Annotated in this window: 16 protein-coding genes and 1 pseudogene; 11 read left to right on the forward strand and 6 right to left on the reverse strand. The window is 48.1% G+C overall.

The window, feature by feature from the left end:
- Positions 1-266: 266 nt before the first annotated feature.
- The 4 genes from hchA to gloA2 all read left to right on the forward strand — a co-directional run bounded on the left by hchA (position 267) and on the right by gloA2 (position 3,281).
- The gene (gene hchA / locus T411_RS0102380) at positions 267-1,127 is read left to right on the forward strand and encodes a glyoxalase III HchA (RefSeq protein WP_000214329.1); all 861 of its coding nucleotides are present in this window, start codon (positions 267-269) and stop codon (positions 1,125-1,127) included.
- A gap of 19 nt (positions 1,128-1,146) precedes the next feature.
- On the forward strand, positions 1,147-1,866 hold the full coding sequence (locus tag T411_RS0102385; protein WP_001111918.1) for a PA1136 family autoinducer-binding transcriptional regulator: 720 nt from the start codon (positions 1,147-1,149) through the stop codon (positions 1,864-1,866).
- Between the two features lie 99 nt (positions 1,867-1,965).
- Positions 1,966-2,904: a LysR family transcriptional regulator gene (locus tag T411_RS0102390; RefSeq protein ID WP_000926300.1), complete on the forward strand. Its 939-nt coding sequence runs from the start codon at positions 1,966-1,968 to the stop codon at positions 2,902-2,904.
- The gene (gene gloA2, locus T411_RS0102395; protein WP_000919370.1) at positions 2,898-3,281 is read left to right on the forward strand and encodes an SMU1112c/YaeR family gloxylase I-like metalloprotein; all 384 of its coding nucleotides are present in this window, start codon (positions 2,898-2,900) and stop codon (positions 3,279-3,281) included. The genes T411_RS0102390 and gloA2 overlap by 7 nt, the downstream gene beginning before the upstream one ends.
- Positions 3,282-3,358: 77 nt before the next feature.
- Here the strand turns inward: gloA2 and T411_RS0102400 are convergent, their stop codons facing one another.
- From T411_RS0102400 to T411_RS0102415, 4 genes are all read right to left on the reverse strand, one after another.
- Positions 3,359-4,771: a PepSY-associated TM helix domain-containing protein gene (locus T411_RS0102400; RefSeq protein ID WP_000109027.1), complete on the reverse strand. Its 1,413-nt coding sequence runs from the start codon at positions 4,769-4,771 to the stop codon at positions 3,359-3,361.
- A 111-nt stretch (positions 4,772-4,882) separates the two neighbouring features.
- Entirely contained in the window at positions 4,883-5,230 is a 348-nt protein-coding gene (locus tag T411_RS0102405; protein ID WP_001069628.1) for a hypothetical protein, read from the reverse strand.
- Positions 5,231-5,386: 156 nt separating this feature from the next.
- Positions 5,387-5,770, reverse strand: a complete 384-nt coding sequence (locus tag T411_RS0102410) for a cytochrome b562 (protein WP_000751795.1) — start codon at positions 5,768-5,770, stop codon at positions 5,387-5,389.
- Positions 5,771-5,846: 76 nt separating this feature from the next.
- Complete coding sequence (locus tag T411_RS0102415; protein WP_000762043.1) at positions 5,847-6,599, reverse strand: phosphatase; 753 nt, start codon at positions 6,597-6,599, stop codon at positions 5,847-5,849.
- A 224-nt stretch (positions 6,600-6,823) separates the two neighbouring features.
- Between T411_RS0102415 and T411_RS01000000118955 the strand changes: the two are divergent.
- From T411_RS01000000118955 to T411_RS0102450, 7 genes and pseudogenes are all read left to right on the forward strand, one after another.
- Positions 6,824-9,711, forward strand: a pseudogene (locus T411_RS01000000118955) (HD domain-containing phosphohydrolase).
- A 346-nt stretch (positions 9,712-10,057) separates the two neighbouring features.
- The gene (gene zwf / locus T411_RS0102425) at positions 10,058-11,560 is read left to right on the forward strand and encodes a glucose-6-phosphate dehydrogenase (RefSeq protein ID WP_000236508.1); all 1,503 of its coding nucleotides are present in this window, start codon (positions 10,058-10,060) and stop codon (positions 11,558-11,560) included.
- Positions 11,557-12,273, forward strand: coding sequence for a 6-phosphogluconolactonase (gene pgl, locus T411_RS0102430; protein WP_000607048.1), 717 nt, complete (start codon positions 11,557-11,559; stop codon positions 12,271-12,273). The genes zwf and pgl overlap by 4 nt, the downstream gene beginning before the upstream one ends.
- Positions 12,274-12,286: 13 nt before the next feature.
- A complete protein-coding gene (gene gnd, locus T411_RS0102435) occupies positions 12,287-13,735 on the forward strand; it encodes a decarboxylating NADP(+)-dependent phosphogluconate dehydrogenase (protein WP_000675470.1) in 1,449 nt (482 codons plus the stop codon).
- Positions 13,736-13,890: 155 nt separating this feature from the next.
- On the forward strand, positions 13,891-14,028 hold the full coding sequence (locus T411_RS1000000121060) for a hypothetical protein (RefSeq protein ID WP_000154542.1): 138 nt from the start codon (positions 13,891-13,893) through the stop codon (positions 14,026-14,028).
- 318 nt (positions 14,029-14,346) lie between these two features.
- A complete protein-coding gene (locus T411_RS0102445) occupies positions 14,347-15,210 on the forward strand; it encodes an MBL fold metallo-hydrolase (RefSeq protein ID WP_001094875.1) in 864 nt (287 codons plus the stop codon).
- Positions 15,204-15,833, forward strand: coding sequence for a DsbA family protein (locus T411_RS0102450; protein ID WP_001882721.1), 630 nt, complete (start codon positions 15,204-15,206; stop codon positions 15,831-15,833). The genes T411_RS0102445 and T411_RS0102450 overlap by 7 nt, the downstream gene beginning before the upstream one ends.
- A 32-nt stretch (positions 15,834-15,865) precedes the next feature.
- Here T411_RS0102450 and T411_RS0102455 read toward each other — a convergent pair whose 3' ends face one another.
- Both T411_RS0102455 and T411_RS0102460 read right to left on the reverse strand, forming a co-directional pair.
- Positions 15,866-16,702: a DUF6279 family lipoprotein gene (locus T411_RS0102455; RefSeq protein ID WP_000922269.1), complete on the reverse strand. Its 837-nt coding sequence runs from the start codon at positions 16,700-16,702 to the stop codon at positions 15,866-15,868.
- A gap of 135 nt (positions 16,703-16,837) precedes the next feature.
- Positions 16,838-17,971, reverse strand: coding sequence for a glycerate kinase (locus tag T411_RS0102460; protein WP_000869512.1), 1,134 nt, complete (start codon positions 17,969-17,971; stop codon positions 16,838-16,840).
- Positions 17,972-17,987: the final 16 nt, after the last annotated feature.

Below are 17,987 nucleotides of genomic sequence, written 5' to 3' on the forward strand. Positions count from 1 at the left end.
ACTTAGCGGGTACGCTTCAAGTCGGAAGGGGATATTTACACTGTAAAAAACCTTTCCCTTAGTGTAATCCAAGGTCACTCAAGCGATTATCTGCGATAACGGAAAAGCATTCGTGAACCTCAGGCACAGATAAAGAATGATTTGCCTGCGCTTATCATCAAGTCCTAAACATAAGAATTATTTTCATTTAGGGGAAATCCCTTATTTTTTAATCAAAGGTCACCGCTATAATCAAAACGACTTAAGGTTTAACCAAGGAGAACACCATGACGACAGTAATGAATGATAAACATCCGACTCCCGACCCAGCAGAAGATAATGCTTTCTTCCCATCGGCATACTCTCTGAGTCAATTCACTGCCTCCAAGTCAGATTTAAGTGGTGCCCATTACCCTACCCCTTACCAAGGCGGACGTTGGAAAATCCTTGTCGTTGGTGCCGATGAGCGTTATCTGATGATGGATAACGGCACTTTTTTTTCTACGGGTAATCATCCCGTTGAAACGCTTTTGCCAATGTATCATCTTGATAAGGCAGGTTTTTCTTTTGATATTGCTACACTTTCTGGTAATCCAGTGAAGTTTGAATGGTGGGCAATGCCAAGAGAAGACCAAGAAGTGAATGGGTTATATAGCAAATATCAATCTTCTTTCAGGCAGCCACTTAAGTTGAGTGATGTGATTGAAACTGCGTTAGGTGAAGACTCCGATTATATCGGTGTGTTTATTCCCGGTGGACATGGCGCGTTAATGGGTCTGCCTGACAGCCAAGAGGTTAAAGCGGTCTTACAATGGGCGATGAAACAAAATAAATTTATTATCTCGCTCTGTCACGGGCCTGCAGCCTTCCTTGCCGTAGGTGATGATCCATTGTTTGCTGGATATAAAATTGTGGCCTTTCCTGACGAAATGGATGCTCAAACGCCCAGTATCGGCTATATGCCAGGTCATCTGACATGGAAGTTTGGCGAACAATTGCAAGCGATTGGTTTTGAATTACTGAATACTGGAATATCAGGACAAGTCTTCCAAGACCGTAAAATGTTGACCGGTGATAGTCCGCTTGCAGGCAATGCTTTAGGGCAACTCGCCGCCAAGGCATTACTTGCTGAAGTTGAGCAGAAATAAAATAGAGCAGAAAGAACCTATGCCCGCTGTCGATTTAATCACCTTGATAAGCCAACTGGAAGAAAGCCATAGCTTTTCCACGGTTCAAGATATTGTTCGGCAACGGGCGCATTTTTATGGTTACGATAAGATCGTGTTTTTCTCAGCACACTCCACGCTCGATGGCATCATAGAGCGTATCTATTGGATTGAAGGTGATTGGTTTGACGATGGAGAAAACATTGATGCAGCGACTTACATCAAATATTGCCCTATAACTCGTCATATTATTGAAACGGATCGTCCTTTCTTTTGGACTAAAAAACCTGACGTCAATCGAGAACAATACAGAGTGGTTGCCAAACCCAAAGGTAGCGGCATACACGGCCTACAAATTCCTATTTTTGGCCATCTAGGACTAGAAGGAGCTGTGAGTCTAGGCGGTAAGGCAATAGATAGCTCACCGCGAGCTCGTTGTGAACTTAGTCTTTTATCAACTTATGCGTTTTTTGCGGCACGTCGTCTGCTTGAGTCCTCAGATCCAAACCGCTCAGCATTGCTCTCTAAACGGGAAAAAGAAGTGCTGTCATTGACAGCACTGGGACGCAGACAAGCCGATATTGCTATAGCTCTTGGTGTTTCTCCCAGAACCATTGAAAATCACTTGCGTAACGCCAGACTCAAACTTGGTGGGGCAACGACAGCCGAAACAATAAGAATTGCGATACAACGGGGCGATATCAATAGTCATTCAATATGAGCTATACCGGATTAAACTCTGACTTTACTACCACCAAATTGCATTTAGCCGATGATTCTGCGACAGTGACGCCACTGGTTGGCCGACTTATCGACACTTATGCTACTTCCCAAATTGATTGCTCTTTTGCCCGACCTCGCCACTTTTATTGTGGTGGTCAATGAAGGCAGTTTTACCGCTGCGGCCAGCAAACTTGGCGTAACACCTTCTGCGCTCAGTAAGCTGATTACTCGCCTTGAGCAAGCCTTGTCGGTCAAGCTGTTTGAACGTACGACGCGCAAACTCATCATTACTCAAGCGGGGCAAAAGGTGTATGACCAAAGCTTATTGATGGTCAATGCGGCGCAGCAAGCGATCGAAATCTCCAGTTCGGAACATGCCGAGCCTGCTGGTGCACTAACTGTTGCTGCGCCAGAGGCGTTTTTAAATTCCGTATTGCAGCCGTTTGTGGTGCCATTTCTCGCCCAATATCCGCATATTCAGCTCAAGTTGCGTGCCGCCGATGGTGACATTGATCTGTTCAAACACAATATTGATGTCGCCTTTCGCTTGACGGATAAGCCAGATGAAAACCTCGTGCTGCGGGAACTGTGCAAAACCAATTTGGTGCTGTGTGCCAGCCCTGAATATTTGGCGCAGCGTGGCACGCCGATTCACCCCACCGATTTAGCCGAGCATGATTGCCTCTACCTCGCGGAAACCGATAAAGATCATATCTGGACGTTTGCCAAAGGCCGTGAAACACACACAGTTGCTGTGAGTGGTCGTTACGCCGTGAACCAATCGCAGTTACGCTTAACTGGGGTGAAGAATCATCTCGGCATCGGGATTTTCCATGATTTTGTGGTGCAAGATGCGCTGGCTGCGGGCAAGGTGGTGCAAGTGCTGCAAGAGTGGAATATTAAGAGTAATTATCACGGCGCGATTGCCATGCAGTACGCGCAAACCAAATACATGCCGGCTCGCCTACGGGTGTTTATTGATTTTGTGCTCGAACACCTAAGTCCTAAGCTCAATGGTAAGGAATCCACATGCTAAAACGCATTCATCATGCTGCGATCATTTGTTCGGATTATCCACGCTCTAAGGCGTTTTATACGGAAATTTTAGGCTTACGCGTATTGGCCGAAAACTACCGTGCAGCGCGAGATTCTTACAAGCTGGATTTAGCCCTGCCCGATGGTTCGCAGATTGAGTTGTTCTCTTTTCCTAAAGCACCTGAACGGCCAAGTTTTCCGGAGGCGCAAGGGCTGCGCCATTTGGCGTTTGTGGTCGATGATGTGGCAGAAATAAAAGCTCAACTCGAGCAACAAGGCGTAAGTGTGGAGCCAATCCGCATTGATGAATACACTGGCAAAGCCTACACCTTTTTTGCTGATCCGGATGGGTTGCCACTTGAGTTGTATCAGGCTTAAACGAGGTCGACTCGTACTCATGTGAACTAAAAAGGCCAGATAAAATCTGGCCTCTATTTACTTTCCTAGTTTTGCACTTAACTGAAAGCGATTTTCAGCTTAGCAATACGACTCACCAGTAACCCATCAAGCAGCAAAGCCAACACTATCGTCGCTCCCGCCAGTGGGAATGCCACACCAATCACCAGTAACGTGGCTAAGCCTGCTTTCCATACTCCATCTTGCTCAAAACGTGGCGGAACACCTAGCCGAGCTTGACCGGTCGGGCGGCGCAGCCACCACATCACCACACCTGTGACAGAGATCAGAATGAAAGCGAGACAAAACAGCACGTTGGCTATTTTGTTCCATACACTCAGATCGCCTTGGTGTAGCGAAATCCCCGCCGCCATTGCTTTGGCAAATGGCGAATAATCTTGCCAAGTGACCTCGGTGAGTAACGCACCAGAATATTGGTCAAAATGCGCAGTGCGATCATCACGTGGATCGACAATATCACCCGCCATGGTATTGGCAGAAACGGTATACACGCCCGTTTCCCCACGCGGAAAAGCAACGCGGTACTGCGTAAAACCGAGCGCCTTGGCCTGAGCGATCACTTGGTCGATACCGAATTGAGGATTAACCGCAACCATTTCATGCTCACCCCCATGATGATGCGATTGCGGTACTGGCGTTTGCTCTAAGTTCCAAGGCATCTCTTTTTCTGAGCCATGGTTTAAATCCGCATGCGTGAGTACCGATTGCGGTTTTTCTCCCCAAGTGTAATACGTCGGGAAGGTATTCCATGCCTGCACCAGTTTCCCGCCCCAAATGCCCGCCCACGAAAGACCGGAAATCAGGAAAAACAGCAGTACTAAGGACAGCATGCCACCTAAATTTGCGTGCAGGTCACGCCAGAAAATTCGCGCACCACTGCCCACTCGGATTTTGAGAAACCCCGCTTTACGCGCGTTATCAAGCGGCAACCATAAGTAGATACCACTCACCAGTAAAATCATCCCCAAGCTCGCCGCGACTTCAATCAAATAATCTCCCCAATCGCCAATCAATAAGGTGCCGTGAATGCTGTTCGCCCATTCATACCAGCTTTCGCTACGATCAATAGTGCCCAGAACCACAGCGCTATACGGATTAACCGTGACAAATTGGGTTGAACCATCGCTAAACAGTACAGAAAAACGGTTGGCTAAATCCGGCTGAAGCGCAGGAATAAACTGGGTAACTTGCGCTTCTGGATACGCCTTTTGTACTGCCGCAAGCTGCTGAGAAACAGGCATGACCTGCGCTTGTGGTGTAACGTTTAATACCTCGGCATAGCGAGCTTGTTCAATTTCATCATCAAACAACATGACTAAGCCCGTCAGCGCCAACATCAACATAAAAGGCACCACAAACAGGCCCGCATAAAAATGCCAACGCCAAGTGAGAAAATAGAGGGTCTTACGACGCGCAGCCGCCGTCGGTTGAGGTGTAGTAACGGTACTCAACGTATTTCTTCCTTTTTTAAACGCAAATTATCCCTTCGGTGAAGAAACCAAATGGGATATGAGCGTGTGACTTTACTAAATAGTTTTATTGTTATTGGGTAATGATTTCAGTTAAGTCACAGGCGGAGCACGCGGGACAGCACTTTCAAAACGGACACTTAGAGCCAAAAAAGTGTAACCATCTACTTGCGCCGTCGTTTGTCGAATTGGAAGTTGTGTGGTTGGAAGTTCGGTGTGATGAAAATTGGAGAAATGGGCAAACGGACACGGCTTACTGTGCTGAGTTTGCGGTTTGCCATCTTCAATTTTGACCAGTTCAAAACCATTGATGGTACAAAGTGTTGCCCAAACGCCCGCCGCATTGCCGTGTGCATTGAGCACAGGCATGAGCGAAACCAGCAGCCAACTAAGCAGGCTGAGTTTCAGCATCAAGCGGTGAAAGGTACGTCGCGGGTTCATAACAACACTCTTTATGGATTGCTCACTACTATAACCATTAGTGATAACCATAACAGTGTGTTACACCCAAGTTTTAACAAAAAGATGAGGGTTGTTTACATCTAACCAGCGTTCCTTCCCACTTAAGTCGCTCTCAAGCAGGAAGGAAAAGGCAGACTAACCAAACAACCGCTTCCAAATACTTGGATTGCGTTTGTCATGGTATTCAATTCGCAGATCATCAACGGTTTTTAGGCTAGCTTTTGCTGCCTCGAGTTCACCGGCTTGCAAATGAGCGTCTATTTTATCCAAAGTCACCGCGAGCTTTTGGAAGCCTTCTTGGTAAGTGGCTTCTTTTTCAACAGGATAAACACCTCGTTTGGCTTGCTCAACCAAGCTTTCGAGGGTAGAAATCGGTGCTTGCATCGCTTCAACGGTTGGCGCTTCTGCGGCCTGTTTAAAGGCGAGCTTCATGTCCTGCATGATTGATTTAAGATCTTGTCCCGCGGCAAGAACCGGAGTGGCGAGCAATGCTGCCACTAGAATCAGTGTTTTTTTCATTTTTCTACTCACTTTTGAAGGGAGTGGAATTGTACGCCATTCTGCCTGCAAAAGTGAGCTGAGTTTTGTTGCAAAATTAAAGTAGACCGGCAAACTCTTCAATCGGCTGGCGACCACGTAACTCAAGAAAGTCGAGAAACTGACGCGCGGTATGAGTGATCACACGTTGCGGGTTAATGCCCACTTCATCAATCAATTGACTGGCTAGCGATAAACCGCCTATGTCCAGACAAAAATGGGCATCACTGCCAGTGGTGATGTAGGCATCAAGCGATTTCGCGACACGAGCAATCTCGTAACAACGATCAATACTGCCCACTCGGCTATGGCCTTTTAAGGTACTGTTGTTGATTTCAATCGCGACATTGTGCGTTTTGGCACAGGCAATCACCTGCTCGAAATCAAAATCAAAGTGCGGATTACCCAGATGCCCTAGCGCATCCACTCGACCGCCTTTGATGGTTTCGATCAGGGCTTGGGTGTGCGCTGCTTTATCGGCGGGATGAAATACTGGCTCGTGGAAACTACCAATCACCCAATCCAAGTTGTGATCCACGCTCGAGTGCAAATCAATCTCACCTTGCGTATTGAGGATGTTAGCCTCGACACCGCGGATCACGCCAACGCCCTCCAGAAAACGGGGCAAAATGCGCTGGTTGGAGAAAAACCAGTAATGCGGCGCTCCGGGCATAGACTCGGCATGATCAGTGGTACAAAACAGCGTCAAGCCATTTTGCTTGGCCGCACGCGCATTCTCAATCAGCGTGCTGTAAGCGTGGCCACTGGCGTAAGTGTGAGTGTGAGTGTGAGTATCTACAGCTAATTTCATTTCAACAGTCCTTCCAAACGCATTGCCGGCCAGTGTAGCAGCCTCCCCTTAGGGTTGCTATGTTCAATCGTGCACTTCATGGCCTTGCACAACAGACATAACACGTCACAAAGAGAGGCTCAGTTTGCGACACCAAGCCAAACAAACAGATTTAATCGCGTGATTTTTTGCAACCTAGCCAAGATGAACAATACTTATCTGTGTTATTTGGCTTAGGTAACATTATGAAAAAGCGTCGTTATTCCCTATCTATCCATATCAGCAGTCTGTTTTTTATTCTGATCTTATTCATCGGCAGTGTGCTGATTGCGATCAGTTATTACAGCTCTCAACAGCTTCTGGCGGGTAGTGCGAGAACCTTAGCACACGAGAACAGCAAAAAGCTCGAAACCGTGTTTACCCAAAATGTGGCTCCTATCCTGACCAGTCTCGATTTTCTTGCCACTAGCCGTTTTATTGAGCACACCGAACCGCCACTACAAGATGAACGTTGGTTAACCTCAGTATTACGCGCATTTGAGCAATCTTCGAACTTAAATTCGCTCTATTTTGCCAATGAAACAGGGCAGTTTTTTATGTTCCGCCCCTTACTTAGCCGTGCAGATCGAGTGATGTTTGCGGCACCAGATGACGCAGTACTATGGATGAACTACAGCCATATCGATGGCACCAACGACATCTATTTTCTCAATCAAGAGATGAAATTAGTCGGGCAATATAAAGAGGTCGCCCATTTTTTTGATCCGAGAGTACGCCCTTGGTATCTGAATGCCGCCAATGATGGGGTGATCCGCATTACCGAGCCCTACCTATTTTTCACTCTCCAAACCTATGGGTTAACCTTGTCACGCCGCTCATTCAGTGGCAAACAGGTCGTGGGGGCCGATTTAACGTTGAAAGCCCTTTCCAGTGAACTGAGTAAACTTGGCTTCTCCGATCATTCACAACTGATCTTGCTGGATCAGCAGCTACGCCCCCTAGCAGAGCACAATTCAGGGCTCAATCTTCGCTCCGATCCAGAGCAGATTAAGCAATCACTCCTAAATACTGACACACCGTTTGCTTCTGTCATGAGCCGCATTACTAGCCAAGCGCAATACGATACTCCCCATAGTCAAGGTCAAGATTGGGTCACTACCCTCACGCCAGTCAAACTCAACCAGCAGTTGCATCTGTTTTTAGCGCAAGCGACACCGAAAGATGAACTGCTGGCGGATCTTATCACCTTACGTAATCGTCAAATCACCAGTGCGATTGTGTTGCTTCTGTTTTGCTTCCCTGTCGTCATTTGGGTGGCGAAACGGCTCTCCAGTCCATTACACAATCTCATCCAACTGACTGATAACATCGCGCGTTTTAACTTCAAAAAAACGCGCTACCCACAAACCATGATTACTGAAGCGGCGAACTTAAGCCAATCCATCCAATTAATGGAACATGCGTTACACGACCTGCTTCGCTTACTGCGCGAAACCACTAACAATCAAGATTTCGCTCAACTGGCAAGAACCATAGCTCACCAGAGTTATGCCATCACTAAAGCCGAAACCATACTGCTGTATGTGTATGATCAAGAAAATAATCAATTCTCTGTTGCCGCCAATCACGCCATCATACCGTTCAAAATCGATATTAATCAGCTACTCAGCAGCAGTGCATGGCTGTTAGCCGAGCTGCGCAAAGGGGAAACCATCCACCTCAATCGTAAAGATAATATTCTGCGCACGTATCTCGATCAGCTTTACAACTCAGACTTATACTTCTTCCCGCTACTGAACCGCGAGCGTCAATTAGTCGGGATTGTCTGTTTGGGCTATGAACGCACCATAGAAAACGTTCAAGCCGATAAACACGCATTTTTGCGTGAACTGCTCAGTTTTGCTGAAATTGCCAAAGACAACATCGATAAAATTCAGCAACAAAAAGAGATGCTGAAGGCGTTCGTCGAACTGATTGCATCGGCGATTGATACCAAATCGCCCTATACCGGAGGCCATTGTCAACGCGTTCCTGAATTAACCCGTTTATTAGCCGAAGCCGCGGCCAAAGATAAACGCTATTTCGCTGAATTCACGATGAGTTCCGAACAGTGGGAAGAGTTAACCCTCGCGGCTTGGTTGCATGACTGTGGCAAAGTTACCACGCCAGAATTCGTGGTTGACAAAGCCACTAAGCTGGAAACGATTTACGACCGGATCCACGAGGTGCGCATGCGCTTTGAACTCTTAAAAATGCAAGCGGAGCGTGATTACTGGCAAAGCTGCGCTCAAGGGGGGATCCAAAACAGGCAGAGCAGGCGTTGAAGGCGCTGCATCAACAATTGGACGACGAGTTTGCTTTTGTGGCTCAGTGTAACCTTGGCAGCGAAGGGATGAGTGATGAGGATATCAAACGACTGGAGCAGATCGCTCAGCGCCAATGGCAGCGGACTTTAGATGATCAAATCGGCATCTCTTGGGTTGAGAAAAGCCGCGCCGCAGCCCCAGCTCCATTGCCGGTCTGGGAACCGTTGCTGGCCGATAAGTCTGTCCACCAAATTCCTTGGCCACAAGGCAAAACCCCACAAGAAACATGGCAAGAAGCCTTCTGTCTCACGCCTCCGGCTCTGCAATACAATCGTGGGGAGCTGCATAACCTCAAAGTCAAACGGGGCACCTTAACCGCAGAAGATCGGTTTATGATTAATGATCACATCATACAGACTATCTTGATGCTGCAACGCTTACCCTACCCCAAACATTTACAAGGCGTGCCCGAAATTGCAGGAGGACACCATGAGCGCATGGATGGCAAAGGCTACCCACGAGGAATCGAAGCCTCACAGCTGTCGGTACCTGCACGCATCATGGCGATTGCCGATGTGTTTGAAGCTCTGACGTCTAATGATCGCCCCTACAAGAAGGCCAAGTCCTTGCAAGAGTGCATCGCGATCATGACAGATATGGCCACCAGCGGGCACATCGACCCTAAACTCTATCTGCTGTTTTTGCAGCACAACCTTCATCAAACTTACGCAGAGCAATTTCTTTCGGTGGAGCAGTATCAAAATAGCGTTGTCGATACTCAAGAGCATATTCAAAAAGTGCTGGCGTATTTACGGGAAGATTACTAGAACATCACGACAGAAAGGCGCGTTGACGCCTTTCTCATTTTTCCTTTTAAAAACTGACGGTTAACATTTTAACGTGTCACAATTCAATCGATTGCGTTATCAATAGTTGATGTATGTCAAAGAGTCGTAGACAATACGCCCCCGAGTCGGGGATGAGTTTCGCTAGCACCAGTTCCTCCCCGCCGATTGATTTTTCCTATTAAACCTATAGGCAAGATCGGTTTTTGATTTGTGTATTGCGCTGCTAGGGTTGGCGCATGCTAACAATACCCAAAGGTTTTCCGGTGAATATGGATATTGATTCACTGCAAAATCAAGGGAGTACCTCGTTTCTAAAGGAAAGATGATGGTAATACCTGAAAACAGCAGCATCGTAATTTTCGGTGCTTCGGGAGATTTGACGTACCGTAAGCTTATTCCTGCGTTGTATCACCTCTATGCCAGTCAGCAACTGCCTAAATCGTTTGCGATTTTAGGTGTGAGCCGTACCGAGTACAGTGACGAGTCTTACCGCGAGAAGCTAAAGCGCTCACTGCAAGAGCTGGAAAAAACAGAACCTGCCGCTCTCGAAGCCTTCATGCAGCATGTGCATTATCAAGCGCTGAACACCTCAGAAGTAGCTGATTATCAGCACTTAGCGACCCGCCTTGATACACTGGCTAACGATTATCAGTTTGAGCAGCGTAATACGCTGTTTTATCTCGCAACTCCACCAAGCTTGTATGGCGTGATCCCAGCTTGCCTTGCGGCACATGGCCTCAACGATGAGAGCCAAGGCTGGAAGCGTCTGATCATCGAAAAACCTTTTGGTTACGATCTGCAATCTGCACAAGATCTGGATGTGGAAATCCACCACCACTTCAAAGAGCATCAGATCTACCGTATCGACCACTACCTTGGTAAAGAAACCGTGCAAAACCTGCTGGTGTTCCGCTTTGCCAACGGCATGTTTGAGCCACTGTGGAACCGTAACTTTATTGATTACGTGGAAATCACAGGCGCAGAATTCCTAGGTGTGGAAGAGCGCGGCGGTTATTACGATGGTTCTGGCGCGGTGCGCGATATGTTCCAAAACCACCTGCTGCAAGTGCTGGCTATGGTGGGCATGGAGCCGCCTGCGGCGATCAACGCGGATTCCATTCGTAACGAAGTGAACAAGGTGCTGCAAAGCCTACAACCGCTTTCTGAATCTGATCTGCGCAACAATCTGGTGCTCGGTCAATACACCGAATCGGAAGTGCGTGGGCAATTTTTACCCAGCTACCGTAATGAGCCGGGCGTGGCGGCGGATTCACGCACCGAAACTTACGTCGCGCTAAAAATGTTCATCAATAACTGGCGTTGGAATGGTGTGCCATTCTATGTGCGCAGCGGTAAACGTTTACCAACGCGTGTCACCGAAGTGGTCATTCACTTCAAACGTACACCGCATCCTGTCTTTGGGCAAAATGCGCCAGAGAACAAGCTGATCATCCGTATTCAGCCTGATGAAGGCATTCTGATGAGCTTCGGCTTGAAAGAGCCCGGCGCAGGTTTCAAAGCCAAAGAAGTGTCGATGAATTTCCACTACGCCTCACTTGAGCAGATCAAAATGCTGACCGCTTATGAGCGTTTGCTGCTGGATGCACTCAATGGTGACGCGACACTGTTTGCCCGTACTGATGCTGTAGAAGCTTGTTGGAAGTTTGTGCAGCCGATCCTCGATTTCAAACAAGATCCGCAATCGCTGTATGGCTACGCCTGTGGCACTTGGGGCCCGAAAGAGTCGGATGACTTGCTGCGCCGTGACGGCCGTGAGTGGCGCTTCCCTTGTAAAAACCTCACTAACACGGATTACTGCGAATTATGATCAACCATAAAATTTTCCCAACTGCGGATGCCGTAGTGAAAAGCCTTGCCGACGATATGTTGGCGTACAGCCAGCAAGGTCAGCCAGTACACATTTCCTTATCTGGCGGCAGCACACCAAAAATGCTGTTTAAGCTTTTGGCAAGCCAGCCTTACGCCAACGACATTCAGTGGAAAAACCTGCATTTCTGGTGGGGGGATGAACGCTGTGTGGCACCGGATGACGCAGAAAGCAACTACGGTGAAGCCAATGCGCTGCTGTTTAGCAAAATCAACATGCCTGCACAGAACATTCACCGCATTCTGGGTGAAAACGAGCCACAAGCTGAAGCAGAACGTTTTGCTCAAGCGATGGCGCATGTGATCCCAACCGAAAACGGCACGCCTGTGTTTGATTGGATCCTACTGGGTGTCGGTGCGGATGGTCATACCGCATCCCTGTTCCCAGGGCAAACCGACTATGCAGACGCCAATCTTTCGGTGGTGGCAAGCCATCCAGAATCTGGGCAACTACGCGTTTCAAAAACCGCGAAAGTGCTGCAAGCCGCAAAACGCATCAGTTATCTCGTTCTTGGCGCAGGTAAAGCCGAGATCGTAGAACAAATTCACACCACTCCAGCCGAACAACTGCCTTATCCGGCAGCCAAAATTCACTCCACTTCAGGAGTGACGGAGTGGTACTTAGATTCAGACGCCGCAGCAAAGATTGCGTGAAGGAGAGAAATAAATGAAAGGTGATATCGGTGTAATCGGCCTTGCAGTAATGGGCCAGAACCTGATCCTCAACATGAACGACCACGGCTTCAAAGTGGTGGCACACAACCGTACCGCGGCTAAAGTGGACGAGTTTCTAGAAGGCCCAGCAAAAGGCACTAACATTGTTGGCGCTTACACTCTGCAAGAGCTGGTCGATAAACTGGCGACGCCACGCAAAGTGATGCTGATGGTTCGTGCAGGTCAAGTGGTTGATGACTTCATCGAGCAACTGGTTCCACTGCTCGACAAAGGTGACATCATCATTGATGGTGGTAACACCAACTTCCCTGATACTAACCGCCGTGTCAAAGCGCTGCGTGAAAAAGGCATTCACTTCATCGGTACGGGTGTTTCTGGTGGTGAAGAAGGTGCACGTTTCGGACCTTCGATCATGCCGGGTGGCGCACCTGAAGCATGGGAAGCGGTAAAACCGATTTTCCAAGGCATTTCTGCAAAAACTGACGCTGGTGAGCCTTGCTGTGACTGGGTGGGCAACGATGGTGCCGGTCACTTCGTGAAAATGGTTCACAACGGTATCGAATACGGCGACATGCAGCTTATCACTGAAGCTTACCAGTTCATGAAAGATGGTCTGGGAATGTCGGCCGATGAAATGCAAGCCGTATTTGCTGACTGGAACAAAACTGAGCTAGACAGCTACTTGGTTGAGATCACCGCTGACATCCTTGGCTACAAAGATGAAGATGGTGAAGCGTTGGTTGAGAAGATCCTCGATACTGCTGGCCAAAAAGGCACAGGTAAATGGACGGGTATCAACGCGCTGGACATGGGCATCCCACTGACTCTGATCACCGAATCCGTGTTCTCTCGCTGCCTATCCGCACTGAAAGATCAACGTGTTGAAGCTGAAAAACTGTTTGGTAAAACCAAAACTCAAGTCGAAGGTGACAAACAAGTTTGGGTTGATGCGCTGCGTCAAGCGCTGCTGGCTTCAAAAATCATCTCTTACGCACAAGGCTTTATGCTGATGCGTGAAGCATCGAACGAGAATGGTTGGAACCTGAACTACGGTAACGTGGCTCTGATGTGGCGTGGTGGTTGTATCATCCGCTCTGCGTTCCTAGGCAACATCCGTGATGCGTTTGAAAAGAACCCAGAACTGGCGTTCTTAGGTTCTGATGCGTACTTCAAAGGTATTCTGAACAACTGTCTGGCTGCATGGCGTAAAGTGGCAGCGAAGTCGCTGGAAGTCGGCATTCCAATGCCATGTACGACTTCAGCACTGACCTTCCTTGATGGTTACACTACGGCTCGCCTGCCAGCGAACCTGCTGCAAGCACAGCGTGATTACTTTGGTGCGCACACTTATGAGCGTATCGATCGTCCGCGTGGTGAGTTCTTCCACACTAACTGGACGGGTACAGGCGGTAATACTGCGTCTACTACTTACGACGTGTAATGACACCTAGTAGGAAAGCGTCATACTGATAAGGATGAAATTAGGGCTAGCTACTTCTTTCGTATCAGCCTATAATTTCGCCGTTCAGGGAGGATGTCGGTTTTACCGACATCCTCTATTTTTTTCTGCACATTTCGCTTTTAAGAGAATCGACGATGACAATCAACAAGTACTATGTTTTGGTTCCACAGGCTTTGGAACAATCAACACATCAGGACAGTGACGTTGCATCTGACATGGAAGCTCAGCGCCAACAAATGGTGAAAGAAGCACAAAATCAAGGCGGTTTGTAACTCAAACCACGCCGATAAAAAAGCACCTCAGGGTGCTTTTTTTATGTCCATTTTCCACGATATACCCAAAGAGAGAGTGGTTACTAGGAAGCGAGTAGATTCATTCCCATGCTCATAAATAGACTACGTGATTGGAGTGAGCTGACGCCACCGCACATTCAGGTAGAGACAGTATAGAAAATCAACTAATCATCGAAACTTCCTATAGATTAGTTCAATTATAGAAACAATCATGTTGCCAAGTCGCTATATATCCAACTCTGTGCTTTGCTTAAACTCACCGCAACAAAACAAACTTCCCAACAACGGAGTCTTAAAATGAACACATTAACCAAACTACTTGCTGCTACCATGACCTTATCTGCTCAAGCCATGGCTGCGACCCCACTGACTTTGGATGTCTACAACGCCGATGGTAACAGCTTCCATGTGAATGCAACCGTGGTGTACGGTGAAACCGAAGCGATGGTAGTGGATACTGGCTTTACCAAAGCAGATGCGCTGCGCATCGGCGCGAAAGTACTGGATTCAGGTAAAACCTTAAAAACGATTTTCATCTCTCAAGCGGATCCAGACTACTACTTTGGCGCAGAAGTGTTAAAGCAGATGTTCCCGCAAGCAGAAGTGATTGCAACCCCGGGTGTAAAAGCGAAAATCGAACAGAAACTGCAAGGTAAGCTGGATTTCTGGGCACCGAAAATGGGCGCCAACGCGCCAGTGAAACCGGTTCTGCCAACGGCATACCAAGGTAAAACACTGGAAATTGATGGCCAAACTATCGAAATTCGTGGTACCGAAGGTGAACTGAAACATCGTCCTTATTTGTGGATCCCTGCCAATGCAGCGATCTTGGGGAATGTGGCTGTGTACGGTAACGTTCATCTATGGATGGCCGATGCACAAACAGACAGTGAGCGCAAAGCTTGGGCTGAACAACTCGATGAGATGGCAGCGCTTAAGCCAAAAGTGGTCATCCCAGGGCATATGACACCGGGAACCGCCATGGACAGCAGTGCGATTACGTTTTCACAAAAATACCTAGCTGATTTTGCTAAAGCGAAAGCCTCTAGTAAAAATAGTGCACAGCTGATTGAAAAAATGAGCAAAATCTATCCGGATGCAGGCCTGCCTATGGCGCTTGAAATTGGTGCGAAAGTTCATACTGGTGAAATGAAATGGTAAGGGTTCACTACATTTTTGACCCTATGTGTGGGTGGTGCTTCGGCGCCACCTCACTGATGGAACAACTGGCACAACAATCCCATCTTGAACTGGTACTACACCCCGGTGGCATGATGGATAAAGCACAGCTCAGTCCTGATTTTCGTGCGCATATTTTGCAAGCCGACCAACGCATTCAGCGTGAAACAGGCGCAGAGTTTGGCGAGGCGTATTTAGAGCGTGTACGCAGTGGTCAACCACTCATGCTCGATTCGTACTTCACAGCCCAAGCCATCATTGCGGCACGTCTTGCTGGCAAACGTGATTTCGACATGCTGAAAGCCATTCAGCGTGCGCACTACCAGCAAGGTCTGGATGTGACACAAACGGAGGTAATGCAACAGTTAGCGCAAGCGATGGGCATTACCCCTGAAACATGGCAAAACGTGATGCCACAAGCTGCAGCAAAAGTACGCAGTGACATTGCTCAAACCCAACGCTTAATGCAACAGCTGGGTTTAGGTGGTTTTCCTTCGTTAGCCATTGAGCAAAATAACGAGTGGTACACCTTAAGTCCTAGCCACTACTATCGCCGCCCACAAGAGTGGCAAGCATGGTTAGAATCACTCAGCGTGACAGCATAAAAAATGACACCCCATAATGGGGTGTCATTTTTTTATTCGATTAATAAATCAGAGACTCTTCCTCGCCAATCCGCCAGCTCATCTCGCCAATGTTGTTGCTGTTTATCTGAGCTATTTTGCAAAATTTGCACAACATAACGCTGACCTAATTCGCGGTTATAACTCAGCTTAGCTTTCAAGATCATCCCGTAATGCTGCTCAGGGTTTAGTAGTAAAGATTCGAGTTGGGTCTGAAATGCTTCTGGTTGTGTTCTTTGTTGCAATAATGTACGCACCTGCTCACGCATCGTCGTTTGAAATCCTATCCAATCGTTGGCGGTGGGTTGAATATTGTCGCTCCAAACCTTGACCAACTCTTGCTGGGACTTATTTAAGGGTCCAAGCCAATCTTCTAAGCGATCTGTGATCCGCTCTTGATAAAAATCACGCAACTCACTCTCATCCATCTTAATGAATTTCTTGGCAAATTTGTCATGTCGTTTAATGAAGGCTTGCATAAACTGTTCGGTTTGCTCCTCACTGAGCGTGGCGGCCAGCCGGCTGACATCCGGTAGCAGCTTGATAACCAGACGCTGATAGTAAAATCGCATTTTCTCTTGGAACTGGGCTACCTGCTCAACCGTTACGTCAGGTAAAGAAAGCGCCGAAAGTTCATCCATCATTGCCAAATAATCGGGCAATTCTTGGGCACGATGCCAGCTCTGTAAACTCGGCATCGTTTGTTCAATCAAGGTTTTCTGCTGCGTATTCAGGTCAACAAAATCCTCAGCATAATCAATCACAAACCAATCAAGATTGTGGTAGACCAACTTAGTCGCGCAACCAACCAGAAAGGTACAGAGCAGAAGTACACGAAGCCATTTCAACATAAGAGAGGTCCTTTCTTAATTACTCTGAGTTTTACGCAGTAATTCAAGCGAACGTTCAACAACCCAGTGAGAAACTTAAAAAAGAATGGCTGAAGCTTTGAGAGAAAGAAAGCTGGTCAAGACCAGCTTTCGGATTTATTTGGAGAGAACCCACAATCTGGCGACATTCTCGGCCAAATCGGCAAGGTTAAAATCGGACTCTTTAAGCGCATCTTCAAGCGACATGGCCCGCGGCACCGCAGCGAAAACCGCATCGATCCCGCACTGGTATACGGCTTGATAGTTATCGCCAGTACAGCCGCACAACGCCAGCACAGGAACGTCAAAGCGTTTGGCAACTTTGGCCACCCCCATTGGGGTTTTGCCATGTACGGTTTGACTGTCGATACGCCCTTCGCCAGTGATCACTAAATCTGCATCACTGACTTGATAAGCAAGTTGCACTGTCTCCAGCACAATCTCAATACCCGGTCGCAATCTTGCTTGAGTATAGGCCAAAAGCGCCGCGCCCATCCCCCCTGCCGCCCCCGCACCGGCACTCTCTAAAACCATTTTGCCAGTCACTTTTTCCGTGAGTAAACCAAACTGCCGTAAGGCTCCATCCAATAATTGAACATCTTCTGGCGTTGCCCCCTTTTGCGGACCAAATACCGCAGACGCACCTTTATCGCCACATAAGGGGTTGTTCACATCACAGGCCACCAAGATATCGCAATGCTGTAACCTTGGGTCGAAATCTTGTAAATTGATGTGGGTCAACTCGCGTAAACCGCCGCCAGTCAGTTGGATGGGATCGCCATCGGCATTGGTAAAGCGCGCGCCAAGTGCCGCAAGCATGCCCACGCCGCCATCATTGGTCGCACTACCACCTAGACCAATAATCAGCTTAGTGACACCTTGATCTAACGCGTGTCGGATCAGCTCTCCCGTACCAAAACTGGTGGTGAGTTTAGGGTCGCGCTGCGCAACTGGCACATGATGCAGGCCACTGGCCGCGGCCATTTCGATCACCGCAGTTTGGTTATCTCCCAAAATTCCATAGAAGGCCTCCACTCGTTTACCTTGTGGCCCCATCACTTTGACTTCAACAAGTCGTCCTTGTGTGGCGTCCACCAACGATTGCACCGTACCTTCACCACCGTCCGCAACCGGGATAGCGACAAATTTTGCATCATGCCATACCCGAGCCAGCCCAGCTTGAATCGCATCACACACTTGCTTTGCCGTTAAGCTCTCTTTAAAGGAATCTGGGGCGATAACCACTTTCATATCACGCGCTCCTAAT

The organism is Vibrio cholerae ATCC 14035, assembly GCF_000621645.1.
Lineage (GTDB): Bacteria > Pseudomonadota > Gammaproteobacteria > Enterobacterales > Vibrionaceae > Vibrio > Vibrio cholerae.